This window comes from Gordonibacter urolithinfaciens (assembly GCF_900199375.1).
In the GTDB taxonomy this organism is placed as follows: domain Bacteria; phylum Actinomycetota; class Coriobacteriia; order Coriobacteriales; family Eggerthellaceae; genus Gordonibacter; species Gordonibacter urolithinfaciens.
This window is the reverse complement of record NZ_LT900217.1, coordinates 2,675,646-2,698,753: the sequence shown is the minus strand read 5'-3', so window position 1 is coordinate 2,698,753 and position 23,108 is coordinate 2,675,646. Positions and strand designations below refer to the sequence as shown.

The following is a 23,108-nucleotide window of genomic DNA, read 5'->3' as shown; positions in this document are numbered from 1 at the left end:
GCTAGCACGCCGGCAGCGCGTCGTCTATCGTCACGCGCTCGATGTCGGCGCCGAGCAGGCCCAGCTTGCCCACGTAGTCCTCGTAGCCGCGGTCGATATGGCGGATGTCGTGCACGCGCGTCTCCCCCTCGGCCGAGACGCCCGCCAGCACGAGCGCCGCGCCGGCACGCAGGTCGGTGGAGGACACGTCGGCACCCTGCAGCCCATCCACGCCGCGCACGAGGGCATGATGGTCCTCGATGACGATGTCGGCGCCCATGCGCATGAGCTCGCTGGCGAACATGAAGCGGTTCTCGAACACGTTCTCCGTGATGACGGATGTCCCCACGGCGCGGGCCGCCAGCAGCATGAACTGCGCCTGCAGGTCGGTCGGGAAGCCGGGGTGCGGCAGCGTCTGCAAATCGATGGGCGCGAGCGGCCCCTCGCGCCGCACGGTGATCCAGTCGGCGCCGGCCTGCACGTCGCAGCCCATGGCCTCCAGCTTCATGAGCGCCATGCGCAGGTACGACGGGTCGATGCCGCGCACCGTCACCGGGCCGCCCATGAGCGCGCCGCCGGTGAGGAACGTGCCGGCCTCTATGCGGTCGCCCACCGTGGTGTGCTCGCAGGGATGCAGGCTCTCGACGGGCACGCCCTCCACCTCGATGAGCGACGAGCCGCCGCCGGACACGCGCGCCCCCATGGCGTTCAGCATGTTCGCCAAGTCGACGATCTCCGGTTCGCGCGCCGCGTTCTCCACGGTGGTGGTGCCCTCGGCTGCCACGGCGGCCATGAGCAGGTTCTCCGTGGCGCCCACGCTGGGGAAGTCCAGCACGACGTGCGCGCCGGTCAGGCCGTGCGGCGTGGTGGCCTCCAGGAAGCCGTGGTCCACCACGAATTCCACGCCCAGCGCCTCCAGCCCCACGAGGTGCATGTCGATCTTGCGGGCGCCGATCTGGCAGCCGCCCGGCATGGCGACGCGCGCCTGGCCGAACCGCCCGATGAGCGGGCCCAGCACGGCGATGCTCGCGCGCATCTTCGACACCAGCTCGTAGGGGGTCTCCCACTTGTCCACGGGGCCGGTGTCCACCACGAGCGTGTGGCCCTCGCGCTCAACGCGCGCGTTCAGGCATCGCAGCACCTCGGACATGATGGCGATGTCCGAGATGAGCGGCACGTTGTGGATGGCGGTGGTTCCACCCCCCAGCAAGGCGGCGGCCATGAGCTTGAGCGCCGAGTTCTTTGCGCCCGACACGGGAACCTCGCCGGTCAGCACGCCCGTGCCCTGCACGATGATGATTTCTTCAGCCATGGATTGTCCTTCGCACCCGGCTCGAAGGCGGCCGGGCATCGCTCGTCTATCGTCCACGCGCCGTTGCCCCGGCGCCGTTTGCAGCACCCTGCCATTATAGAAAGCGAAGGCCCGCACGAAGCGGGCCTTCACAGCGAAAGCAGAAGAGCAGATGGGCCGCGGTCGATGCGGGGCCTTACGCCTCTTCGCCCAGCACGAAGCGCTTGAAGTCGACGATGCCGATCGTGCCGCCGAGGTTCTTTGCGACCTCGTCGGTGTACTCGGACACGCTCTGATCCGGGTTCTTCACGAAGGCCTGCTCGGTGAGGGTGCTCTCCTTGAAGAACTTCTCCAGGCGGCCGGTGGCCATCTTCTCCTGGATAGCCTCGGGCTTGCCGGACTCGGCGGCCTGGGCCATGTAGATGGCCTTCTCGTGCTCGACGATGGCCGGGTCGACGGCATCGCGGTTCGCGGCGACCGGGGACGCGGCGGCCACCTGCATGGCGATGTCGCGGCCGTAGGCCTTGAAGCCGTCGGACGCGGGGTCGATGCCCTCCACGTCGAACTGCACGAGCACGCCGATCTTGCCGCCGCCGTGGATGTAGGACGACACGGCGCCGCCCTCAACGAGCGCGAAGCGGGACAGCTGGATGTTCTCGCCCAGCGTGTGGATGGCGTCGGTCACCACGGCCTCCACCGTCTCGCCCTCGGCGTCGGCGGCCTTGAGGGCCTCCAGGTCGGCGGGCTTGGCGGCCAGGGCGGCCTTGGCGATCTTCTCGGCGTAGGCCTTGAACTTGTCGTTCATGCCCACGAAGTCGGTCTCGCAGTTGAGCTCCACGACGGCGCCCGTCGTGGCGTCGTCGGAGACGATGGCCATGACCGTGCCCTCGTTGGTGGCGCGGCCGGCCTTCTTGGCAACGGCGGCCAGGCCGCGGGTGCGCAGGACGTCGACGGCCTTTTCCAAGTCGGCCTCGGCCTCGACGAGCGCCTTCTTGCACTCCATCATGCCGGCGCCAGTCATCTCGCGGAGCTCCTTGACCAGGGAAGCGGTGATCTCAGCCACGTTGTTCCTTTCTCTCTACGGCGCCGCATGCGCGGTGCCGGGGTGGAAGCGCCCTCGGGCCGCATAGGCGGGGAGGGCGCGACTCTTCTCTCGTAAAGCCCGCTCCCGCAGAAGCGGGGCGGGTTCGCCGCGCGCAGCCTACTCGGCGGCAGGGGCGGCCGCAGCCTCGGGGGCAGCCTCGGCAGGGGCGGCCTCCACGGCAGCCGGAGCCTCGGCGGCAGGGGCGGCCTCGGCGTCGGCCGGAGCGATCTCGGCGGCCGTCACCGGCACGCCCACGCCGGCGATCACGGCGTCGGCCACGAAGTCGGCGAGCAGGCGCACGGAGCGGATGGCGTCGTCGTTGGCCGGGATGCCGAAATCGACGTCGTCCGGGTCGCAGTTCGTGTCGAGCGTGCCCACGACGGGAATGTCCAGGCGGCGGGCCTCATGGATGGCGATGGCCTCGCGGTTCGTGTCGATGACGAAGATGGCGTCGGGCACGCGCTTCATGTTGCGGATGCCGTTGAGGTTCGTCTGCAGCTTGCCAAGCTCCTTGCGCAGCAGGATCTGCTCCTTCTTCGGCAGCACCGCCATGCGGCCGTCGGCCTCCATGGCCTCCAGCTCCTCCATGCGGGTCACGCGGGAGCGGATGGTAACGAAGTTCGTGAGCATGCCGCCGAGCCAGCGGGCGTTCACGTAGGGCATGCCGCACTTGTTGGCAGCGTCGGCCACGGCCTCCTGGGCCTGCTTCTTCGTGCCCACGAACAGCACGGTGCCGCCCTTGCGGGCGATCTCGGACACGAACGTGTAAGCCGCGTCCAGGCCGTAGAGCGTCTGTTTGAGGTCGATGATGTAGATGTCGCCGCGGCTGCCGAAGATGTAGGGCTTCATCTTGGGGTTCCAACGGCGCGTCTGATGGCCGAAGTGGCTGCCCGCGTCGAGCAGCGTCTGAATGCTGACTTTCGTCATTGCTCTCTCCATTCGTTAGTCCTCTGCCCGAGGTCATCCCCTGCCTCCGCAGCCTTTTCCGGTTGGCCACTGGCGGAGCGGGTCGCACGAGCATGCGTAATTAGAAACTTCGAAAGTTTACCACAGCGCCTTCTGATTGCAACCCCCCGTTCACGGTGTTGCGAAAAAACTGCATGCCGGCCGACCCCTCCTCCTCCGAGACAGCGGGGGCGAGCAGCTGGCGGAGCGCTCGGCCAGCCAGGTGACGCCTACGACACGCGGCCGTGCTCGACGGAGAACGTGCGGTCGGCGATGGCGGCGGCCGAGGCGCGATGGCTGACGATGAGCACGGTCTTGCCGTCGCGGTTCTCGGCGAGTGCGCGCAGCACGGCGGCCTCGTTCAGGCTGTCGAGGTTGCTCGTGGGCTCGTCGAGCAGCACGAGCGGGGCGTCGTGCAAAAAGACGCGGGCAAGCCCGATGCGCTGGCGCTCGCCGCCCGAGAGCGTGTCGCCAAGCTCCCCCACCGGCGTGTCGAGGCCCTGCGGCAGGCGCTCCACCAGATCTGCGAGCGATGCCTTGCGCACGGCGTCGGCAAGCTCGGCCTCGGCGGCATCGGGGCGCGCGAGCACGAGGTTGTCGCGGATGGTGCCCTCGAACAGGTGCGTGTCCTGCGTCATGAACCCTTCCACCTCGCGCAGGCTGGCGGTATTGACGCGACGCACGTCGCGGCCCGACACCTCCACGACGCCCTTCTCGGCATCCCAGAAGCGCATGAACAGCTTGAGCAGCGTGGACTTGCCCGCGCCGCTGCGGCCCGCCACGCGCACGATCTCGCCCGGCTCGATGCGCACGTCCACCTGCTCGAGCACGCGCGCGCCACCGTAGGAGAAGTCCACGCGCCGTGCGGCCGCGCCCTCGAAGCCGTCCAGGTCCACCCCGTCGGCCACCTCCTCGGTCTGCGGGCGCTCGTCCAGAAGGTCGAGCACGCGCGCGCCCGACGCCAGGGTCTGCTGCAAGGTGGAGCCCAGGTTCGCCACGGCGATGACCGGGCCGAACGACGACATGAGCGCCGTGGTGGCCAGCACGGCGGCACCCACGCCGATATCCCCCTGCATCGCAAGCGCGGCGGAAACGAGCAGCATCGCCACGTCGCAGACAATCACGACGGCGCCGACGAGCGCCATGAACAGCGCCGTGCGGCCTTTGAGGCGGCGCTCGACGCCGGCCAGGTTCGCCATGCGCGCCGAGAGCTCGTGCGCACGGTCGGCCGCCCGGCCGTACTGCAGCGTCTCGGCGAGGCCCCGCAGGCTGTCGAGCACGAACGCGTTCATGTCGCCGATGCGGTCGCGCACGGCACGCCCCGCACTTCCGCTGGCCCTGGAGGACACGAGCGGCACCGCCACGCCCACGAGCACGTACGAGGCGAGCGCAAGCGCGCCGAGCACCGGCGACTGGAAGCCGACGAACGCCGTCATGCCTACCGACACGATGAGCGCGATGAGCGCCGGGGAGAGGGTGTGGGCGTAGAACACCTCCAACAGCTCCACGTCGGAGGTGACGAGCGACACGAGGTCGCCCTTGTCGCGGCCCTCCAACTTGGCGGGCGCCAGGCGCCTCAGCGCCGCAAACACCCGGTCGCGCACGAGCGCGAGGATGCGGAAGGCCAGGTAGTGGTTGCACAGCTGCTCGCCGTAGCGCAGGGGGCCACGCACTACGCCGCATACGCCGAGCGCCACGATAGCGGCACCGGCGGCGACAGGCTGCGGCAGCCCCGCAAGGCCGAGCAGCGCGTAGGCGGCGAACACGGTGAGGAAGATGGCCGCCGCAAAGCCCATGACGCCCAGCACCACGGCAAGCGCCATGACCGGCAAAAGCGGCCGCGTGAGCTTCACGAGGCGCAGCATGACGGAGAGATGAGAGCGATGGGGAGCGGAGGCTGTGGCGTTTGCGGAGTCTGCGCAAGAGGATGACCCGGCGAGACCTCCCGGGACCGCCGACTCGTCGAAAGCGCTCCCGGAGTCAACGGCGGCGGAATGGCAGGGGGCGGAGTCGTGGGAGGCCATGGGGGCGGAGCCGCTCAATGGAGCTTCGGGTGCAGGGTTGCCGCAAGGGGTCGCGGCGGCGGCGACATTGGCAGGTTCCTTTGTTTCGCCGCGGGCGAAGGCTTCCAGCTCGGCTTGCTGCCCCCAGAGGCGGGCGAAGGCGCCCGAGGCTTCGACAAGGGCATCATGCGGGCCCGACTCGACCACGCGGCCGTCCTCGAGCACGTAGATGCAATCGGCGCCGCGCAGGGCTGCGAGTCGGTGCGAGATCATGATGACGGTCTTCGTGCGCGCCAGCTCGTGCACAAGCTCGATGATGGCGCTCTCGCTCTCTGCATCGATGTTCGAGGTGGCCTCGTCCAGCAGGTACACCGGGGCGTCGTGCAGCAGCGCTCGGGCCATGGCCAGGCGCTGGCGCTGGCCGCCCGAAAGGTTGCGGCCGGCCTCGGCCACGGGGGCATCCAAGCCTCCGGCCTCGTGCGCGAAGCCATCAAGGCGGCAGCGGGTCAGCACGTGCCACAGTTCGTCGTCGGTCGCCGTGGGTTTCGCCAGCGCGAGATTCGAGCGCAGCGTTCCCTTGAACAGGTAGCTTTGGAACGACACAGCCGTGATCGTCTCGCGCAGCGAGGCGCGCGAGACGTCGCGCAGGTCGATCCCGCCCACTTCAACCGTGCCGCTATAGGAGGCATTCGCCCCGGTCAGAATGCCGGCAAGCGTGGACTTGCCCGATCCGCTCTCCCCCGCCACACCGATGAAGCTGCCGGCAGGAGCCTCGAAGTCGATGTTTTGGAGCACCGTCCGCTCGCCGTCGAACGAGTAGCCCACGCCGCAGCACGAAATATCAGCGCCCGCCGGGTCCACCGAGCGCGCGCCGTCGCGGTCCTCCGGCGTGTCCAAAATGGCGAACATCTTCTCGGCGGCGGCCATGCCGTTCATGGCCGTGTGGAAAAACGACCCCAGCGTGCGCAGCGGCAGGAAGAACTCGGCCGACAAGAACACGATGGCGAACGCGGCGCCGAACGCCACGGCGCCTGCCGCATACTGCCCGAGCACCACGGCAATGCCTACCGCGGCGCCGCCGAACGCGAACAAGTCCATGATGGTGATGGAGTTGAGCTGCATGCGCAGAAGGCGCATGGTCTGGCGGCGGAATCCCTCGGCCTGGCCGTTCATCTGCTCGTGCGCCTGCTCGTCGGCGCGGTACATCTTGAGCGTGGTCAGTCCTTGGATATTCTCGAGGAACATGCCGCCGAGGTCGGTGTAGGAACCCCAGTAGTTGCGCATGGTGCGCTTGGCGAATTTCTGCACCGCCATGATGGATGCGGGGATGAACGGCACGCACACGACGAGCGCCGCAGCCGACGGCAACGAGATCGGCGCCAGGCAGGCGAACAGCGTGAGCGGGGCCAGCACCGCGTAGAACAGCTGCGGCAGGTACGAGCCGAAGTAGCTTTCCAGCTGCTCGGTGCCCTCCACGCTGATCTGAACGGCCTCACTCGTGGAGACACGCTCGCGATACGACGGCCCCAGGCGCACGAGCTTGTCGTACACCTCTTGGCGCACAGCGCGCTTGGCAACCTCGCTTGCAGCCAGTCCCATACGCTGCGCGAGCGTCTGGCACGCCATGCGCACGACCACGGCCAGCGCGGCGAAAACAGCGAGGTTCGCCGCCGCCTGCACGGTGACCGCATCGGCGAGCAGCGTCTGCGAAAACGAGCCGACCATGAAGAACAGGGCGATATTGGCAAGAAGGGCGATCCACTGGAACACGACATCGGCAGCGATAAACTTCCGCGCCGACGGAACGAGGGCGAGCAGGCGTTTGTCGAACACGGCGGTTAGGCCCCTTCCCCATCGGCGCGCAGGCGCGCTGCAACCGGCGCGTGGCGCAGGGCCTCGCTTGCAGTTGCGGACTTGCGGACGGGCTCCGCAACGGCGCTGCCAGCGCCGGCAGCGCTCGCGACACCCGCAGCCTCGACGGCAGCAACCAGCACAGCACCCTCACCCGCACCTGCGCCGTTGCCATGAGCCGCACCCACGCGCTCGGTCTTCACCACGAAGCCGAAGTACACCACGTGGGCCACCCAGATAACGGCGACCACCACGCGGCCGACCGGTATAGAGCCCATGAGCGCGAACGACAGGGAAAGCATGATCGTGGTGGGTATAAGCAGCGTGACCTTGGCCTTCACGGTCATCGAGCGCTTGGCCACGTAGCCCTCAAGCACCGTGCGGTACAGTTTCGTGGAGCGAAACCAGGCGTTGAGGCGCTCGGAGCTGCGGGCAAAGCAGAAGGCGGCCACCAGCAAAAAGGGCGTCGTCGGTAAAACAGGCATCACAGCACCGAGGGCGCCGAGCCCAAATGCGGCGAACCCGGCCGCCGCCCAAGCGTAGTGCACGGCCCTCCGGCCGCTGCGTGCTCGCTGCTCCCTTCGGCTTCCTGCATCTGGTTTTCCATCTCCTTGGCTCCGTTCATAGTTTGCTATAGCTAACTTATTTCACTTGCATGATAGCGAAGTCGCGATAAAAAGTAAACCATGGGTAATTATTGAGTGAAAGCCACAGCCCCCTTCCCAAACGCCCCCCCATTCGACACCACCCGTCGAGCGGTCGCAGCGGACGCATGGAAATACCGGGCAGGGACGCGGTTCCCGCGGTTTCCCCGTCAACGCTGCGCTACCATGGACGGGCGAGCCGCTTCCCGCCGACGCTCGCATCCGATGGGAAGGAGCGCAGCATGAACTTCAACAACGTGCGATTCGAGCGGTCGTTCGGCACGTCGGCGCAGCTTACGCCTTCGACGGCTCCCGAGGTCGCGTTCTCGGGGCGGTCCAACGTGGGCAAGTCGTCGTTGCTGAACAAGCTGTTCAACCGCAAGGGCCTGGCGAAGGTGTCGCAGACGCCCGGCAAGACGGCCACCATCAACTTCTTCGACGGCGACGGCGTGACGTTCGTGGACCTGCCGGGATACGGCTACGCCAAGGTGTCGAAGTCCGAGAAGGCGCGCTGGTCGGAGCTCATCGAGGGCTACTTCAACCAAGACCGCTCCTTCGCGCTCGTGGTGGCCCTCGTTGACATCCGTCACGAGGCGTCCGAGCTGGACGAGAACATGATCCGCTTCCTGCGCGAGGCCGACCTCCCCTTCGTCGTGGCGCTCACGAAGGCCGACAAGCTGTCCCGCCAGCAGCAGATGAAGCAGAAGGCCGCCCTCAAGCGCCAGCTCGCGCTGGGCGACGACGCCTCTATGGTGGTGACGTCGTCCGCGAAGGGCGACGGCATCGAGGAGCTGCGGAAGATCATCAGGGATGCGGTGGCGTAGGCGCGGCCATCGATCGGCGCACGTTCGCTCGCGCCGATCGCAAACGCAAGGAGGGGCGGCCAACTGAACGGCCGCCCCTCCTTGCGTTTGTATTCAGATAGCGTTACGGACGGACGATCTTCATGCCCGCCTGCACGGGGCCGACGACAACGCCCACGCCGTAGGTGGCCGCGTGGATCATCTGGTTGTTGCCGATATAGATGCCGCAGTGGCCCGAATTGACGCACACGTCGCCCGGCTGGGGGTCGCTTACGGTGGGCCATCCCATGAACGTCGAGGTGCTGCCCATGCGCGAGTAGCTGCCCGACAGGCAGAACGACACGAAACCGGAGCAGTCGTACTCGTTCGGACCTGCGCCGTAGCTCGGGTCGCCGTATCCGTACGCCTTCCCGATCTGGCTGTACGCGCGTCCGACCACGGTATCGGCGATAGCCTCGTCATAGGAGGGCCCAGGCGACGGCGAGGGCGTGTAGCCCGGATTGCCGCCCGTGTTGCCCGTGTTGCCGCCCGTCGCCTGCTGGATCGAGGCGTCCACCACATCTTGGGCCTTGGCGGCCTCGGCGGCCTGCTGGGCGGCGCGCTCCTGCTCGAGCAGGGCGGCGGCCTCGGCGCTCAGGCTGTCGTAGGTGGCCTGCATGGAGGCTATGGTTCCCGCCGTCTCGTCTTTGCTGCGCTTCGCCTCGTCGGCCTTCTCCTTGGCGATGCGCTCCTGCTCGGCGAGCACGGCCTCCTGCTCCTGCACCTCGGCACGCAGGTCCTTCGTCTGCTGCACGAGGTCGGCGTCGTTCTGATTCAGGGTATTGAGCAGATCCCAGTTCGTGGCGAACGCCGCGAACGTGGTGGAGCCGAACAGCAGGTCGAGCAGGGTGCTGTTGCCGGTGCGGTACATGCTGCGGGCACGGGTCCCCAGGTGATCCTGCAAGTCGGCTATCTGGCCGGTGGCCTCGTCGATGCGCGCCTGCGCTTCGTTGCGGTTGGCCTCGGCTTCTTCCTGGGCTGCCACCGCCTCGTCGTAGGCGATAGCCGTCTGCTCCAGCTTCTCCTGCATCGCGTTCAGCGAGGCGAGGGCGGACTGGGCCTCGGCCTGTTTCTCGGCAGACGTCGGCTCGGCGAAGGCGAGCGAGGGGATCATGAGGGATGCGGCGAGCGATGCCGCGACGAATCCGGCCAGCGCGCCCTTGGCGCGCGCCTTCGTTGCACTATGCTGCATGTGGGGCCTCCACCTGCTTCGTTAGCTCTGATACGTTGAGCAATAGTCTAACAGACCCTGCCCCTCCGTTCCCAAGACACAACTGTATCGATACAGGAACATCACAGCGCAAGCGGGTACGGGATAGGTCGAGGCGCGCGCCTATGAACGAACAGGGCCCCTACCCGGCGAACCCCTCGTCAGCGATGCGCCCTTCCCCGTCGGCGGCAGCGGTGGCCAGCTCGTCGCAGCGCTCGTTCTCGGGATGGCCGGCATGGCCCTTCACCCATACGAACTCCACCCGATGGGGCTTCTTGGCGGCCAGCAGGCGTTTCCACAGATCGTCGTTCTTCACGGGCTGCTTCTGCGAGTTCTTCCAACCCCGCTTGAGCCATCCGTCCACCCAATGCTGGTTGAACGCGTTCACCACGTACTGCGAGTCGGAATACAACGTGACGGCGCACGGGCGCTTCAGCGCCTCGAGACCTGCTATCACGGCCATGAGCTCCATGCGGTTGTTCGTGGTGTGCTCGAATCCCTGCGAGAGCTCCTTCTCGTGCACCTTGCCGGAGCTGTCCACGAAGCGCATCACCGCGCCGTACCCTCCCGGTCCCGGATTGCCCCGCGCCGAGCCGTCGGTGAAGATCTCTACCTGCATGAATGCCCTTTCGCGATGGAAGGCGCCGCATGAGCGGCGCCTTCGGGTTACTTGTATTGGGACGGATGCTTCTCGAAGAAGTCGAAGCGGGGCGGCAGCTCGCGGATGCGGTGGCGGCCCTCGTCGATCTCGCCGGCGCTGCACAGCTCGCCCATGTCCTCCAGGTCGTAGTTCCAGCTGAAGAAGTCGTCGAACTCGAAGCTCAGGTAGTCGCAGATCTTCTCGGTGCCCGCGGGCACGATGGGGTGCATGAGCAGCGTGGCCACGCGCAGCAGGTAGAACGAGTCCACGAGCACCTGGCGGCGCGCCTCGTCGTCTCCCTCCAGCTCGGCGGCCCTGATGCCGTCCGACCAGTGCTTGTTCGCGAACCGGATGAAGTCGTCCATCAGCGACATGACGGAGTGCAGCTCCACCTTCAGCATGAGGCGGTCGTAGGCCGCAAGCGTCTCGTTCGCGCGCGCGAGCGCGGCGTCCGTGGGGCGGCCGAGCGGCAGGTAGCCCTCGAAGTTCTTCTGCGCCTCGTAAAAGCAGCTGCGGGCCAGGCGGTTGAACACGTTCGTGAGCAGCGCGCCCTCCTTGAGCACCGGGTCTGCCACGCGCGGGTCGGCAAGCTCCTCCTCGGTGGCCAGGAACGGCTTGGGCTTGAAGCCCACCGACTTCTGATCGAGCCCGAGTGCCAGGAAGTGCGCGCGCAGCTGCTCCACCGTGTAGAAGTCCAGAAGCTCATCGGCCGTGGGAGGCTTCACCGACCCCGACGACGACGCCTTCTTGTCGCCGAACAGGATGTGGTGGTTCGCCACGAGCCGCGTCTGGTGCAGCGGATGCTCGGCCACGCCCGGCATGATGAGGTCGCCCGGACGGATGGCCTCGATGAGCGCAGGCTGGGCCACGCCGTAGAAGTACAGGTTGTCCTGGCCGATGAACTGGTAGACCTCGGCATCGTCCGAGCACCACCAGTCGCGCCAGCTGCCGCGCGGCAGGCCCATCTGGTCGTTCACTGCCATGGTGAACGACATCGGCGCCCACAGGCTCTCGGGCCAGCACCACACGGTGAGCCCCTCAAGCCCGTCGATGACCGGGGCTTTCACGCCCCATTCGATGTTGCCCGTGATGCGGAACGGCACGAGCGCCTTGCCGGTGCGGAAGCGGATGCCCGCCCGCCCCAGCGCATCGCGCGCCGCGTCGCGGGCGTCGATGTCCTTGAACTCTATCTCGAAGCTCTGCTTGCCGCGCTCGGGCTCTCGCAGCTCGTGGGCAGGAAGCTCGGCGGCCACGGCCTCGTAGGCCTCGCGCGCGTCGTTCTTGATGTAGACGACCGGCGGCGCCAGGAACTCCTTTACAGCCTGGGGCACGATGGCGCGGATGTTCGGGTCGGCCTCCATCGCGGCCACCCGCTCGCGCAGGAAGTCGCCGAAGGCGGGCAGGTCGAAGTACCAGTTCTCCACCGGGCGCATCTCGGGGACGGTGCCGGTGAGGGACGACTTCGGCGCGATGAGGTCCTCGGGCGCGTAGCTGTGCCCCAGGTCGCACTCGTCGGCGTAGGCGTGCTCCGACTTGCAACCCTGCACGGGGCAGCGGCCCGTCACCTGGCGGCCGTTCAGGAACGTGTGCGCCTCGGCGTCGTAGAACTGCAGCGTGACACGCTTGTGCAAGTGCCCGTTCTCGTGCAGCTTCTCGATGAACTTCTCGCTGATGAGCTGGTGAACGTCGCCCGAGTGGCCCATGCCGGACCCCTCGTAGATGGACAGGCTGATGCCGTAGGCGTCGAGCGTGGCCTTCTGGGCGTCGTGGTTTCTCTGCACGTACTCCTCGATGGTGCCGTCGAACTCGCCGGCCTCCACCAGCTTCCGGTAGCCCTCGTTGATGGGCGAGCCGAAGCAGTCCGTGCCGCTGATGAAGCGCACGTTCTCGGGCCCTATGCGGTCGCGCAGGAAGCGCGCGAAGGCGTCAGCGGGCACGAACACGCCGGCGATATGCCCGAAGTGCAGCGGCTTGTTGCCATAGGGCATGCCCGCCGTGACCACGGCGCGCTTCGGCCACACGACGCGCTCCTCGGCGGGAGCGGCGCTCAAAGTTGGTGCGTTATCGGGCAAGGCTGCCATCGTTTTCCAGCTCCTTCAAGACCTGGGTCAGGTCGTCGGCCGAAAGGCGGCTCTCCGACATCAGGTTCAGCAGTTCGGACAGGCTCGAGCTCGGATTGTCGAGCATCACGGTCTTGGCCGTGGACGAGCCGGCCAGCTCGGCTGCCTTGGCCACGGCGTCCTCGCGCGTGCCTATCTCGTCGGCCAAGCCGTTCTCCACGGCCTCCATACCGGTGAACGTGAGGCCGGTGGCCAGCGCGCGCACCTCCTCGACCGTCATGTCGCGGCCCTCGGCGACCGTCTGGATGAACGTCTCGTTGATTTGGTTCACCATGTTCTGGTAGTAGGCGCGCTCCTCCTCGGTCAGCGGGCGCGTGCCGTAGCTGGAGTCCTTGGAGTCGGACGACGTGACGTTCTCGATGGAGATGCCCAGCTTGTCGAGCAGGCCCGACAAGTCCGTGACCTGCAGCGCCGTGCCGATGGCGCCGATGGCCGTGGTCTTGGCCGTGTAGATGTAGTCGGCCTGGCTCGAGATCTCGTAGGCGGCGCTCGCGTTCATGGACGCGCTCGAAACCACGACGGGCTTGCCGGAATCCTCGGAGAACTCGCGCACGTAGGCGGCCATCTCCTCGCCGGCCGTCGCCGTGCCACCGCCGGAGTTCACGCGCAGGACCACGGCCTTGATGTGCTTGTTCTCCGCGGCCACGTCGAGCTGCGCCTTCAAGCCCTCGGGACTGCACGTCGTGCCATCGTACTGGATGGTGCCGTCGATGTCGATGACGCCCACCGCGTCCGAGGTCAGGTAGTCCACGTCCGACGTGGCCGCCGTGGACCCCAGCGCGCCCAGCGTGCCGAACGACGAGGACACGGCCGACGTGCACGACCACATTCCCAGCGCTATGACGCCGAACACGCACAGCACCGCCACGAGCGCTACGATCCAGCCGCGGCTCTTCTTCGGCGGCTCGGGCTGGTAGTACGGCGGGAAGCCTTGCGGCCGGGGAGCCGGGGCGCCCTGTGGGGCGGCGGGCTGCTGCCACACCTGCTGCTGCCAGTTGTTGTCCTGGGGCATAGTGGTCCTCCGTTGCTATATCTCGATGGCGTCGCCCTTGGTGTGCTGGGCCTTCTTGGCCGTGCGCAGCAGGAACTCCTGGTTGGTCTCGGTCTGCTTGAGCGACTTGATGAGCATGTCCATGGCGCGCTCGGTGCTGTTCGTGTTCGACAGGATGCGGCGCACGGCCCAGATGAGCGGCGCCTCCTGCGGGTCGAGCAGCAGCTCCTCCTTGCGGGTGCCCGAGGCGACAGGGTCGATGGCCGGGAAGATGCGGCGGTCGGCCAGGTTGCGGTCGAGCTTGAGCTCCATGTTGCCCGTGCCCTTGAACTCCTCGAAGATGACCTCGTCCATCTTGGAGCCGGTGTCGATGAGCGCCGAGGCCAGGATGGTGAGGCTGCCGCCCCCCTCGATGTTGCGGGCGGCGCCCAGGAAGCGCTTGGGCGGATAGAGCGCCGTGGAATCCACGCCGCCGGAGAGGATGCGGCCCGATGCCGGCTGCGCCAGGTTGTAGGCGCGCGCGAGGCGCGTGAGCGAGTCCAGCAGAACGACGACGTCCTTGCCGCACTCCACGAGGCGCTTGGCGCGCTCGATGACCAGCTCGGACACGGCGATATGGTTCTCTGTGGGCATATCGAACGTGGAGGACACGACCTCGCCCTTGATGGAGCGTTCCATGTCGGTGACTTCCTCGGGGCGCTCGTCCACGAGCAGGCACATGAGGTGCACGTCAGGGTTGTTCGCGGTGATGGCGGCCGCGATGTTCTTCAGCACCGTGGTCTTGCCGGCCTTCGGCGGGCTGACGATCAGGCCGCGCTGGCCCTTGCCGATGGGGCTCACGAGGTCGATGACGCGAGCTGTGACGGTGTTCTTGCCGTGCTCCATATGGAAGCACTCGTCGGGGTAGACCGGCGTGAGGTCGCCGAAGCGCACGCGGTTGCCGCACTCCTCGATGGGCGTTCCGTTGATGGCCGTGACCTTCTGGATGGCGGCGTACTTCTCGTTCTCGCGCGCCGGGCGCGTCTGGCCGGACACCATATCGCCCTTGCGCAGGCCGTTGCGGCGGATGGTGGAGAGGCCCACGTAGCAGTCCGTCTCGCTGGGCAGGTAGCCCTGCGTGCGCAAGAAGCCGTAGCCGTCGGCCAGGATATCCAAGATGCCGGACACCTCGATGAAGCCCTCGGCCTTCACGCTGGCTCCGAACACGGCCTCCACGAGCTCGGCCTTCTTGAGGCCGGTGGCGTCCACTCCCAGCTCGGCGGCCTTCTCGCGCAGCTCGGCCACCTTGAGCTTCGCCAGATCGTCGCGCGACACGCTGGGCTGCACCTCGCGCGGGCCGCGGTTGTTGTCGTGCGGGCGGCGCTGGCGGCGGTTGTTATTGTTGCCCTGCTTGCCCCCCGAAGCGTTTTGGCGCTGGTTGTTCTGCTTCGGACGGTTGCCCTGGTTCTGGCCTTGGCCGCCCTTGTTGCCGCTGGAGTTCTGACCCGGGCGCTTGGCGGTGCCGGAACCCTGCTGGGACGTGGCCTGGCCGCCGGCCTTCACGGACTTGCGCGGCGTCTTGGCCGCGCGCGGTGCGGGGGCTGCGGCCTCGGCCTGCGGCTCCGCAGCCTTGGCGGCCGGCGCCTTCGCGGCGGCGGCTCCGGCGTTCACGCTCGTGGAACGGCGGCGCGTGGGCTTGGCTGCCGGGGCGGGCGCCTCGGGCGCCACGGTTGCTGATTCGTTCTCGCTCATGCGTTCTGCACTTTCTCCCAGTCCTTGAGGAACGCCTCGAGGCCTCGGTCGGTCAGCGGATGCTGCACGCACTTCTTGAGCGCGGCGAAGGGCACGGTGGCGATGTCGGCGCCCATGAGGGCCGCCTGCGCCACGTGGTTCGCACTGCGCACGGACGCGGCGATGATCTCCACATCGTGGCCGAAGTCGTAGTTGTTCACGGCGGCCACCACGTCCTCGAGCTGCGCGAGGCCGTTCTCGGAGATGTCGTCGAAGCGGCCCACGAACGGGCTGATGTAGCGGGCGCCGGCGCGGGCGGCCATGATGGCCTGCGGCACGGTGAAGCACAGCGTCATGTTCACCGGGATGCCCTCGGCGGCCAGCTGCTTCGTGGCGGCCAGGCCCTCGATCATCGTGGGCAGCTTCACCACCACGTTGTCGGCGAGCGCAGCGAGCTCGCGACCGTCGCGGATCATCTCGTCGCGCGTCATGGCCACGCTCTCGGCGGACACGGGGCCGTCCACGATCTCGCAGATGCGCTTGATGTGGTTGTGGAAATCGGCGAGCTTGCCGCCCGTGCGCGCGTAGAGCGTCGGGTTCGTGGTCACGCCCGCGAGCACGCCCCAGCTGGCCGCCTCCTCGATCTCCGCGAGATCGGCGGTGTCCAGAAAGAATTTCACCTAGTCCTCCTTATGCTTATGGGTATATCTGCTTGGAAACGCGCGCAAGCGCACGCGTGCATGCCTGAAGTGGAATATTGGATGTTAGATGGCTTTCCAACGGTGGGATATTCAGAACTTCGATCATGTTAGCGCATGATCCGCGATCGTTCAAGCACATCAGGCCGCATATCGTGGAATTGCGATGGAGGTTGGGGCACGCTTCGTCATCAAGCAAGGCGGTGCGGGAAAGCCCCTCGGCGCGAGGCGGGCCTAGCCCATCGTGCGAAAGAAGCAGCTCCTCTCCCCCGTGTGGCAGGCGGGACCCGCCGGACGAACGAGCGCAAGCAGCGTGTCGGCGTCGCAGTCATAGCGCAGCTCCACAAGCTTCTGGGTGTTTCCGCTGGTAGCTCCCTTGTGCCACAGCTCACGCCTGCTGCGGCTCCAGAACACCGTCTCGCCGCACTCCATCGTGAGCGCGAGCGACTCCTCGTTCATCCACGCCATCATGAGTACCTCGCGCGTGTCCGCGTCCTGCACGATGCAGGGGATCAGCCCGTCGGTGTTGTAAGTCAGTTCGGGGACGTCCATGATTCTTTCTCCTCGCTCGCAAATTGTGCAACAGCTGTTGCACAATCGCCTTCTCACATCCGCTTCTCGATATCCTCCGTCGACGGCAGCAACTCGGCGAACCCCTCCGGCAGCACCTCGGCGAGCCGGTACTCGCTCACGCCCATCGGCTTGCCGATGTCGCGCAGCGCGTACTCGGCCACCACGTTGTCCTTCGTCTTGCACAGAAGAAGCCCGATGCTGTGGTTGTCATGCTCGGTGCGCAGCAGGTCGTCCACCGCCGAGAGATAGAAGTTCAGCTTGCCGGCGAACTCGGGTTTGAACGCGGCGTTCCTCAATTCCACGACCACGTAGCTCCGCAATCTGATGTTGTAAAAGAGCAGATCGATGTAAAAGTCCTGCTCTCCAACCGAAAGGTGGTACTGCCTCCCGACGAATGCGAACCCTGTGCCGAGCTCGAGCAGGAGCCGGGTGATGTTCTCCATCATGCGGTCTTCCACCTCGTGCTCGACCGCCCCCTGCCTCGCCGTGATGAAGTCGAAGATGTAGGGGTCTTTGAGCGCCTGCTGGGCGAGCTCGCTTTCAGGTGCCGGAAGCGTCCGCTCGAAATTGCTCACTTTTCCAGCCAGAGCCTGACGTTCGTACAGCTTGGTTTCAACCTGATGGGACAGCACCGCACGACTCCACCCGTTTTCGATGGTTGCTTGCACGTACCACTCGCGCTCAGTGCCCGGATCCGTTTTGTCGAGAAGAAACATAATGTGCCCCCAAGGAATTGTGCAGCAGCTGCTGCACAATTGGCCATCTACTTCGCGCGCGAATTTGACCATGTACTTCATGCTTCTCACGGAAAACCCCTTGATGCCCGGGAACGCGGTGCGTATATCCTGCGAAAGGCTTTCAAGATACTTGCTTCCCCACAGAGACCGTTCGTCTATCAAGCGCCCCACGCGCCAATACAGCCGGATCACCTCCGCGTTGGCGCTTTGGACGGCGCGGTTCTGCGCCTCTGCTATCTCGCTCTTGATCCGACCGAGAGCGTTCAAGTAGTCATCGTTGTTGGCGAGCATGGCGCAGCCTCCTCTTTCCCCTGATTCGAGTATTCAGCAGGCTGTCCCGAGAGCCACAGCCAGAACGCCGGGCTTGGGTTAGGCGGCTTGCCAACCAAAAAGCAGTGTAGCAAACACTTGTTCTTATTTCAAGTGGAATGCGCTACAATCTCACCGGAATTCCCTGGGCGCGCATGTGCTCTTTCACCTGGCGCACGGTGAGCTCGCCGAAGTGGAAGACGCTCGCGGCCAGCACGGCGTCGGCCTCGCCCTCGATGACGCCCTGGGCGAAGTGCTCGAGCTTCCCCACCCCGCCCGAGGCGATGACCGGGATGTCCACGGCGCGCGCCACGGCGCGGGTGAGCGCGCAGTCGAAGCCGTCGCGGCTGCCGTCGCGGTCCATGCTGGTGAGCAGGATCTCCCCCGCCCCGCGCCGCGCCGCCTCCTGCGCCCACTCCACGGCGTCGATGCCCGTAGCCTTGCGCCCTCCGTGCACGTAGACCTCCCACTTGTCTCCCGCGCCCGCGACGTGCTTCGCGTCGATGGCGCAGAGGATGGCCTGCGAGCCGAACGCCGCGGCGGCGCTCGTGATGAGCGACGGATCCGCCACCGCGGCCGAGTTCACCGATACCTTGTCGGCGCCGGCCGCGATCATCGTGCGAATGTCGGCCACGCTGCGGAAACCCCCGCCCACGCAGTACGGCAGGTGGAGCTGCTCGCTCGCGCGGCTGGCGAGGTCGACGGTGGTGGCGCGGTCGTCGCTCGTGGCCGTGATGTCGAGGAAGATCACCTCGTCGGCGCGCTCCTCGTCGTAGCGCTGCGCGAGCTCGATGGGGTCGCCCGCGTCGCGCAGGTTCACGAAGTTGACGCCCTTCACCACGCGCCCGTCCTTCACGTCCATGCAGGGGATCACGCGCTTCGCTAGCATCGCGCACCTCCCATCCCGCACGGGTCGGACGCGATGGCGGCGGCCTCGGCGCGGCGCGTGGCCTCGGCGCAGGCGCGCACGCCGTCGGCCACCGACAGCGCGCCCTCGTACACGGCGCGCCCTGCGATGACCCCCTCGATGCAGCCGGCCACCTCGCCCAGGCGCGCGAGGTCGTCCACGCCGGCCACGCCGCCCGAAGCGATCACCGGATGGCCGAACGCCTCGGCCATGCGCACGTAGGCGGCCGGGTCGACGCCGGTCTGCATGCCGTCGCGCGCGATGTCGGTGTACACAAGATGTCTGAAGCCGAGCGCCGCCACGTCGCGCGCCAGCTCCTCGGCCGCCACGCCCGCGCCCTCGCGCCAGCCGGCCACGGCCACCTCGCCGCCCTTCGCGTCGATGCCCGCGCAAAGAAGCCTGCCGTACTGCGCGATGGCTTCCTCGGCGAAGGCGGGGTCGGCCACGAGCGACGTGCCCAGCACCACGCGCGACACGCCCGCGTCGGCCAGGCGCGCGATGGTGTCGAGCGAGCGCACGCCCCCGCCCACCTCCACCTTGAGCAGGGTCTTGCGCATGATGCGCTCGATGATGGCGATGTTCTCGGGGCTCCCCGACCGCGCACCGTCGAGGTCCACCACGTGCAGCCACGTCGCGCCCTGCTCCTCGAACAGCTGCGCCTGGGCGGCGGGGTCGTCGTGGTACACGGTCACGCGGTCGTAATCGCCCTTGGCGAGGCGGACGGCCTTGCCGCCCAGGATGTCGATGGCCGGAAGCAGGTACACGGCGCTCACGCCCCTTTCACGATGGACACGAAGTTGCGCAGCAGACGCGCGCCGGCGTCCGAGCTCTTCTCGGGATGGAACTGCACGCCGAACGCGACGTCGCCGTACTGGACGGCGCTCGGGAACGTCACGCTGTGCGTCGTCTCCCCGACGACGAACGGGCCCGACGGCGCCACGAAGCCGTGCGTGAAGTAGAAGTAGGTGCCCGTCGGTATTCCGTCGAACAAGGGGCAGGTTTCGGAACCGTCCGCAGACGGGCGGGGCAACGCCCAGTCCGTCTGCTGCGTGCATCGCAAGTGCACCGTGTTCCAACCCACATGGGGTACCTTGTAGGAGAGGCCTTGCTCGTCCTGCTTGGGCATCTTCGCCACAACGCCGGGCAGCACGGCGAGGCCGCGGGCGTTGTGGGTGGAGGCCTCGTCGTCCTCCTGCGGGGCGCCCTCGACGCCCTCCTCGAACATGAGGTGCATCCCCAAGCAGATGCCGAGGAAGGGCGCGCCGGCGGCGATGCGCTCGCGGATGGCGCCGATCTGCCCGAGCTCCTCCATCGTGGCGGCCGCGTCGGCGAACGCGCCCACGCCCGGCAGCACGACGGCGTCGGCGCGGACGATGGCCGCGGGGTCGGACGCGATGAACGCGTCGCCGCCCGCCGCGTCGATGCCGCGCTCGACGCTCTTCAGGTTGCCCTTGCGGTAGTCGACGACCGCGATGCGCGGGGCCGTCACAACGCGCCCTTCGTGGAAGGCAGCGCGTCGCCGATGCGCGGGTCGCGCTCGACAGCCTGGCGCAACGCGCGCGCGGCGGCCTTGAACGACGCCTCCACCAGATGGTGCGCGTTCTCGCCCGCCAGGCTGCGCACGTGCAGCGTGAGACCCGCGTTCGCCGCGAAGGCGATGAAGAACTCCTTGGCGAGCGACGCATCGAACGAGCCCAGCATGACGCACGGCACGTCCACGGCCCAATGCAGCTGGCCGCGGCCGGAGAGGTCCACGGCCGCCAGCACGAGCGCCTCGTCCATCGGCAGCGCGAGCGAGCCGAACCGCGCGATCCCGCGCTTGTCGCCGAGCGCGCGGTCGACGGCCTGGCCCAGCACGATGCCCGCGTCCTCAACCGTGTGGTGCGCGTCCACCTCGATGTCGCCCTTCGCGCGCACGGCCAGGTCTATCAGGCTGTGCCGCCCGAACGCCGTGAGCATGTGGTCGAAGAACGGAACGCCCGTCTCGACGTCGACGGCGCCCGTGCCGTCGAGGTTCACGACGATGCGGATGTCCGTCTCGTTCGTCGTGCGCTCGACGGTGGCGGTTCGTTGGTTCATGTTCGTCTCTTTCTCTAAGCTCGCTGGTCCAGCCGTCAGGCCGAAGGAACCCTCAAGTCGCACTTCCCCATCACGGCATCGCGCAGGGCGCGCAAAAACGCGTCGTTCTCCCCGGGCGAGCCGATGCTCACGCGCAGGCAGTCCTCGAGGCCCGGCGCACGCGAGAAATCGCGTACGAGCACGCCGCGGCCGTAGAGCATCTCCCAAACAGTGCCGGCGTTCTCCAGGCGGAACAGCACGTAGTTCGCGTCCGACGGGTACGGCTTCACGCCGGGTATGCGCTTGAGTCCGTCGACGACGCGGGCGCGCTCCTCGATGATGGCGCGGATGCCCGGCTCGAACTTCGCACGGTTCGCGTACACGACGCGCGCGATGGCCTGCGACACGGCGTCCACCGAATACGGCTGGCGCACCTTCACGAACTCGCGGATGACCTCGGCATCGCCCAGAAGGTAGCCCATGCGCACGCCGGCCAGGGAGAACGCCTTCGAGAACGTGCGCAGGATCACGAGGTTCTTGTGCTGTGCCAGGTAGGGGCGCATCGTCTGGCGCGAGAACTCGAAGTACGCCTCGTCCACCATGACGAGCGCGTCGGTGGCGTCGAGCAGCCGGCAGACGAACGTTTCGCTTGCCAGCTCGCCCGTGGGGTTGTTCGGGCTCGTGACCACGAGATAATCGATGCCGCCCTCGGCGACGCGCGCGAGCACGGCCTCCTCGTCGATGGAGAAGTCGGCGCGCCGCGGCACGTTCGCCACCGTCGTGTTCGTGAGGCGCGCGTTGGCGTCGTACACCGAGAACGTGGGCGGCAGGTTGAGGAACGTGCGCCCCGGACCTCCCCACGCGAGCGCCAGGTTGAACAGCAGCTCGTCGCCGCCGTTGCCCACGAGCACCTGGTCGCGGTCGAGCCCGTTCGCCTCGGCGATCATGTCGCGCAGGTCGTTGGCCAACGGGTCCGGATAGCGGTTCAGGGCCACGCGCTTCACCTCGCGCATGATCTCGTGGCGCACCTCCTGCTCCACGTCATGCGGGTTCTCGTTCGCCGAGAGGACGGCCTCGGCGGGCAGGTACTTCGGATCGTAGGGCTCGAGCCCTGCGAGCTGCGGGGCCGAGCAGCACACGCTACGCATCGGCGCCCCCGCTTCCCACGGCGCCGGCACCCGAGGCCGCGCCCATGGGGCCGCCCTCCTCGCCGAACACGTTGCCCGTGCGCAGCAGGTTCTGGCGCATCTCCACGCTCATGGCGTGGGCCCACAGGCCCTCGTGGCGCGCGATGGTGGTGACGGCGTCGGCGTCGCGGGCGAGCGCGGCCGGCGAGTACTGGATGACGCTCGACTTCTTCACGAACTCGTCCACCGAGAGCGGAGAGGCATAGCGGGCCGTGCCGCCGGTGGGCAGCGTGTGGTTCGGCCCGGCCACGTAGTCGCCCACGGCCTCGGGCGTCCACGCGCCCAGGAAGATGGCGCCCGCGTTGCGGATGGCGCCCAGAAGGTCGAAGGCGTGGTCGAGATGCAGCTCCAGGTGCTCCGGCGCGATGACGTTCACGGCCGCGAGCGCCTGCGGGATGTCGCGGCACACCACGACGAGCCCCTGGTCGGCCAGCGACGCCGCGGTGATCTCGGCACGCGTGGACGATTCCAGGTGGCGCTCCACGGCGCGCTCCACCTCGTCGGCGTAGGCCTCGTCGAACGTCACCAGGTAGCATGCGGCCAACGGGTCGTGCTCGGCCTGGGCCATGAGGTCGATGGCCACGAGCGCCGGGTCGGCCGTGGCATCGGCCACCACGCACACCTCGGACGGGCCCGCGATCATGTCTATCCCGACATCGCCCGACACGACCTTCTTCGCTGCCGCCACGTAGGCGTTGCCGGGGCCGGTGATCTTCGCCACCGGCTCGATGGACTCCGTGCCGTACGCGAGCGCGGCCACGGCCTGCGCGCCGCCCACCGCGTAGATCTCCGTGACGCCCGCCAGGCGGCAGGCGTAGAGGATGGCCGGGTCGAGCTTGCCCGACTTCGCGGGCGGCGTCACGCACACGATGCGCGGCACGCCGGCCACGGCGGCGGGCAGGGCGTTCATGAGCACGGTGGAGGGGTAGAGCGCGCGTCCGCCCGGCACGTAGATGCCCACGGATTCCAGCGGCTCCACCTTCGAGCCCACGAGCGCGCCGTCCTCGCGCACGGTGAACCAGCTCTGCTGGCGCTGGCGCTCGTGAAAGTCGCGGATCTGGCTTGCGGCCTGGCGCAGCGCGCGCGCCGTGTCGTCGTCCACGTAGGCTGCGGCCTCGTCGACGGCCAGCTGCGGCACGCGGAAATCCTCCAGGCGCACGCCGTCGAAGCGCTCCGTGTAGTCGCGCAGGGCGGCGTCGCCCCGCTCGCGCACGTCCTCGATGATGGCGGTGGCCGCCGTGAGCGCGGCGGCGTTGAACGCGCCGGTGCGCTTGAGGTGCTTGTTCGAGAAAACCTCGCCGGGTTCGAGTATCACACGACGCATGGGGC

General features: G+C 67.6%; 20 protein-coding genes. 1 reads left to right on the top strand and 19 read right to left on the bottom strand.

What is annotated here, in order from left to right:
• Window position 1: 1 nt before the first annotated feature.
• The 5 genes from murA to BN3560_RS11460 all read right to left on the bottom strand — a co-directional run bounded on the left by murA (window position 2) and on the right by BN3560_RS11460 (window position 7,701).
• Complete coding sequence (gene murA, locus BN3560_RS11480; protein ID WP_096228149.1) at window positions 2–1,291, bottom strand: UDP-N-acetylglucosamine 1-carboxyvinyltransferase; 1,290 nt, start codon at window positions 1,289–1,291, stop codon at window positions 2–4.
• Between the two features lie 175 nt (window positions 1,292–1,466).
• Complete coding sequence (gene tsf / locus BN3560_RS11475; protein ID WP_041239727.1) at window positions 1,467–2,333, bottom strand: translation elongation factor Ts; 867 nt, start codon at window positions 2,331–2,333, stop codon at window positions 1,467–1,469.
• 138 nt (window positions 2,334–2,471) lie between these two features.
• Window positions 2,472–3,281 carry a 30S ribosomal protein S2 gene (rpsB, locus tag BN3560_RS11470; protein ID WP_096228148.1) on the bottom strand — a complete coding sequence of 270 codons (810 nt, stop codon included), beginning with the start codon at window positions 3,279–3,281 and terminating at the stop codon, window positions 2,472–2,474.
• A 248-nt stretch (window positions 3,282–3,529) separates the two neighbouring features.
• Window positions 3,530–7,135, bottom strand: coding sequence for a thiol reductant ABC exporter subunit CydC (gene cydC / locus BN3560_RS11465; RefSeq protein ID WP_096228147.1), 3,606 nt, complete (start codon window positions 7,133–7,135; stop codon window positions 3,530–3,532).
• A 5-nt stretch (window positions 7,136–7,140) separates the two neighbouring features.
• Complete coding sequence (locus BN3560_RS11460; RefSeq protein WP_096228146.1) at window positions 7,141–7,701, bottom strand: YbaN family protein; 561 nt, start codon at window positions 7,699–7,701, stop codon at window positions 7,141–7,143.
• A 338-nt stretch (window positions 7,702–8,039) separates the two neighbouring features.
• Here BN3560_RS11460 and yihA point away from each other — a divergent pair, with 338 nt between their 5' ends.
• The gene (yihA, locus tag BN3560_RS11455; RefSeq protein WP_087191024.1) at window positions 8,040–8,621 is read left to right on the top strand and encodes a ribosome biogenesis GTP-binding protein YihA/YsxC; all 582 of its coding nucleotides are present in this window, start codon (window positions 8,040–8,042) and stop codon (window positions 8,619–8,621) included.
• 103 nt (window positions 8,622–8,724) lie between these two features.
• Here yihA and BN3560_RS11450 read toward each other — a convergent pair whose 3' ends face one another.
• From BN3560_RS11450 to hisD, 14 genes are all read right to left on the bottom strand, one after another.
• Window positions 8,725–9,831, bottom strand: a complete 1,107-nt coding sequence (locus BN3560_RS11450) for a coiled-coil domain-containing protein (RefSeq protein ID WP_096228145.1) — start codon at window positions 9,829–9,831, stop codon at window positions 8,725–8,727.
• A gap of 160 nt (window positions 9,832–9,991) precedes the next feature.
• On the bottom strand, window positions 9,992–10,468 hold the full coding sequence (gene rnhA / locus BN3560_RS11445) for a ribonuclease HI (RefSeq protein WP_096228144.1): 477 nt from the start codon (window positions 10,466–10,468) through the stop codon (window positions 9,992–9,994).
• A 47-nt stretch (window positions 10,469–10,515) separates the two neighbouring features.
• Window positions 10,516–12,570: a methionine--tRNA ligase gene (locus BN3560_RS11440; RefSeq protein WP_231897392.1), complete on the bottom strand. Its 2,055-nt coding sequence runs from the start codon at window positions 12,568–12,570 to the stop codon at window positions 10,516–10,518.
• Entirely contained in the window at window positions 12,551–13,621 is a 1,071-nt protein-coding gene (gene sppA, locus BN3560_RS11435; RefSeq protein ID WP_096228142.1) for a signal peptide peptidase SppA, read from the bottom strand. Before sppA ends, BN3560_RS11440 begins: the two co-directional genes overlap by 20 nt.
• Window positions 13,622–13,636: 15 nt before the next feature.
• Window positions 13,637–15,331 (bottom strand): transcription termination factor Rho, encoded by a 1,695-nt coding sequence (gene rho / locus BN3560_RS11430; protein WP_096228141.1) that lies wholly within the window; start codon window positions 15,329–15,331, stop codon window positions 13,637–13,639.
• Window positions 15,328–15,990 (bottom strand): fructose-6-phosphate aldolase, encoded by a 663-nt coding sequence (gene fsa, locus BN3560_RS11425; protein ID WP_087191030.1) that lies wholly within the window; start codon window positions 15,988–15,990, stop codon window positions 15,328–15,330. Before fsa ends, rho begins: the two co-directional genes overlap by 4 nt.
• Before the next feature lie 252 nt (window positions 15,991–16,242).
• Window positions 16,243–16,560 carry a phosphoribosyl-AMP cyclohydrolase gene (gene hisI, locus BN3560_RS11420; RefSeq protein WP_087191031.1) on the bottom strand — a complete coding sequence of 106 codons (318 nt, stop codon included), beginning with the start codon at window positions 16,558–16,560 and terminating at the stop codon, window positions 16,243–16,245.
• Window positions 16,561–16,613: 53 nt separating this feature from the next.
• Window positions 16,614–17,609 carry a PDDEXK nuclease domain-containing protein gene (locus tag BN3560_RS11415; RefSeq protein WP_096228140.1) on the bottom strand — a complete coding sequence of 332 codons (996 nt, stop codon included), beginning with the start codon at window positions 17,607–17,609 and terminating at the stop codon, window positions 16,614–16,616.
• A 142-nt stretch (window positions 17,610–17,751) separates the two neighbouring features.
• Window positions 17,752–18,516, bottom strand: coding sequence for an imidazole glycerol phosphate synthase subunit HisF (hisF, locus tag BN3560_RS11410; protein WP_096228139.1), 765 nt, complete (start codon window positions 18,514–18,516; stop codon window positions 17,752–17,754).
• Window positions 18,510–19,298 (bottom strand): 1-(5-phosphoribosyl)-5-[(5-phosphoribosylamino)methylideneamino]imidazole-4-carboxamide isomerase, encoded by a 789-nt coding sequence (gene hisA, locus BN3560_RS11405; RefSeq protein WP_096228676.1) that lies wholly within the window; start codon window positions 19,296–19,298, stop codon window positions 18,510–18,512. The genes hisF and hisA overlap by 7 nt, the downstream gene beginning before the upstream one ends.
• A 5-nt stretch (window positions 19,299–19,303) precedes the next feature.
• Window positions 19,304–20,023, bottom strand: a complete 720-nt coding sequence (locus tag BN3560_RS11400; RefSeq protein ID WP_096228138.1) for an imidazole glycerol phosphate synthase subunit HisH — start codon at window positions 20,021–20,023, stop codon at window positions 19,304–19,306.
• Window positions 20,020–20,613: an imidazoleglycerol-phosphate dehydratase HisB gene (gene hisB / locus BN3560_RS11395; protein ID WP_096228137.1), complete on the bottom strand. Its 594-nt coding sequence runs from the start codon at window positions 20,611–20,613 to the stop codon at window positions 20,020–20,022. The genes BN3560_RS11400 and hisB overlap by 4 nt, the downstream gene beginning before the upstream one ends.
• 35 nt (window positions 20,614–20,648) lie before the next feature.
• Complete coding sequence (hisC, locus tag BN3560_RS11390; protein WP_087191061.1) at window positions 20,649–21,740, bottom strand: histidinol-phosphate transaminase; 1,092 nt, start codon at window positions 21,738–21,740, stop codon at window positions 20,649–20,651.
• The gene (gene hisD / locus BN3560_RS11385) at window positions 21,733–23,103 is read right to left on the bottom strand and encodes a histidinol dehydrogenase (protein ID WP_096228136.1); all 1,371 of its coding nucleotides are present in this window, start codon (window positions 23,101–23,103) and stop codon (window positions 21,733–21,735) included. The genes hisC and hisD overlap by 8 nt, the downstream gene beginning before the upstream one ends.
• Between the last annotated feature and the right edge of the window lie 5 nt (window positions 23,104–23,108).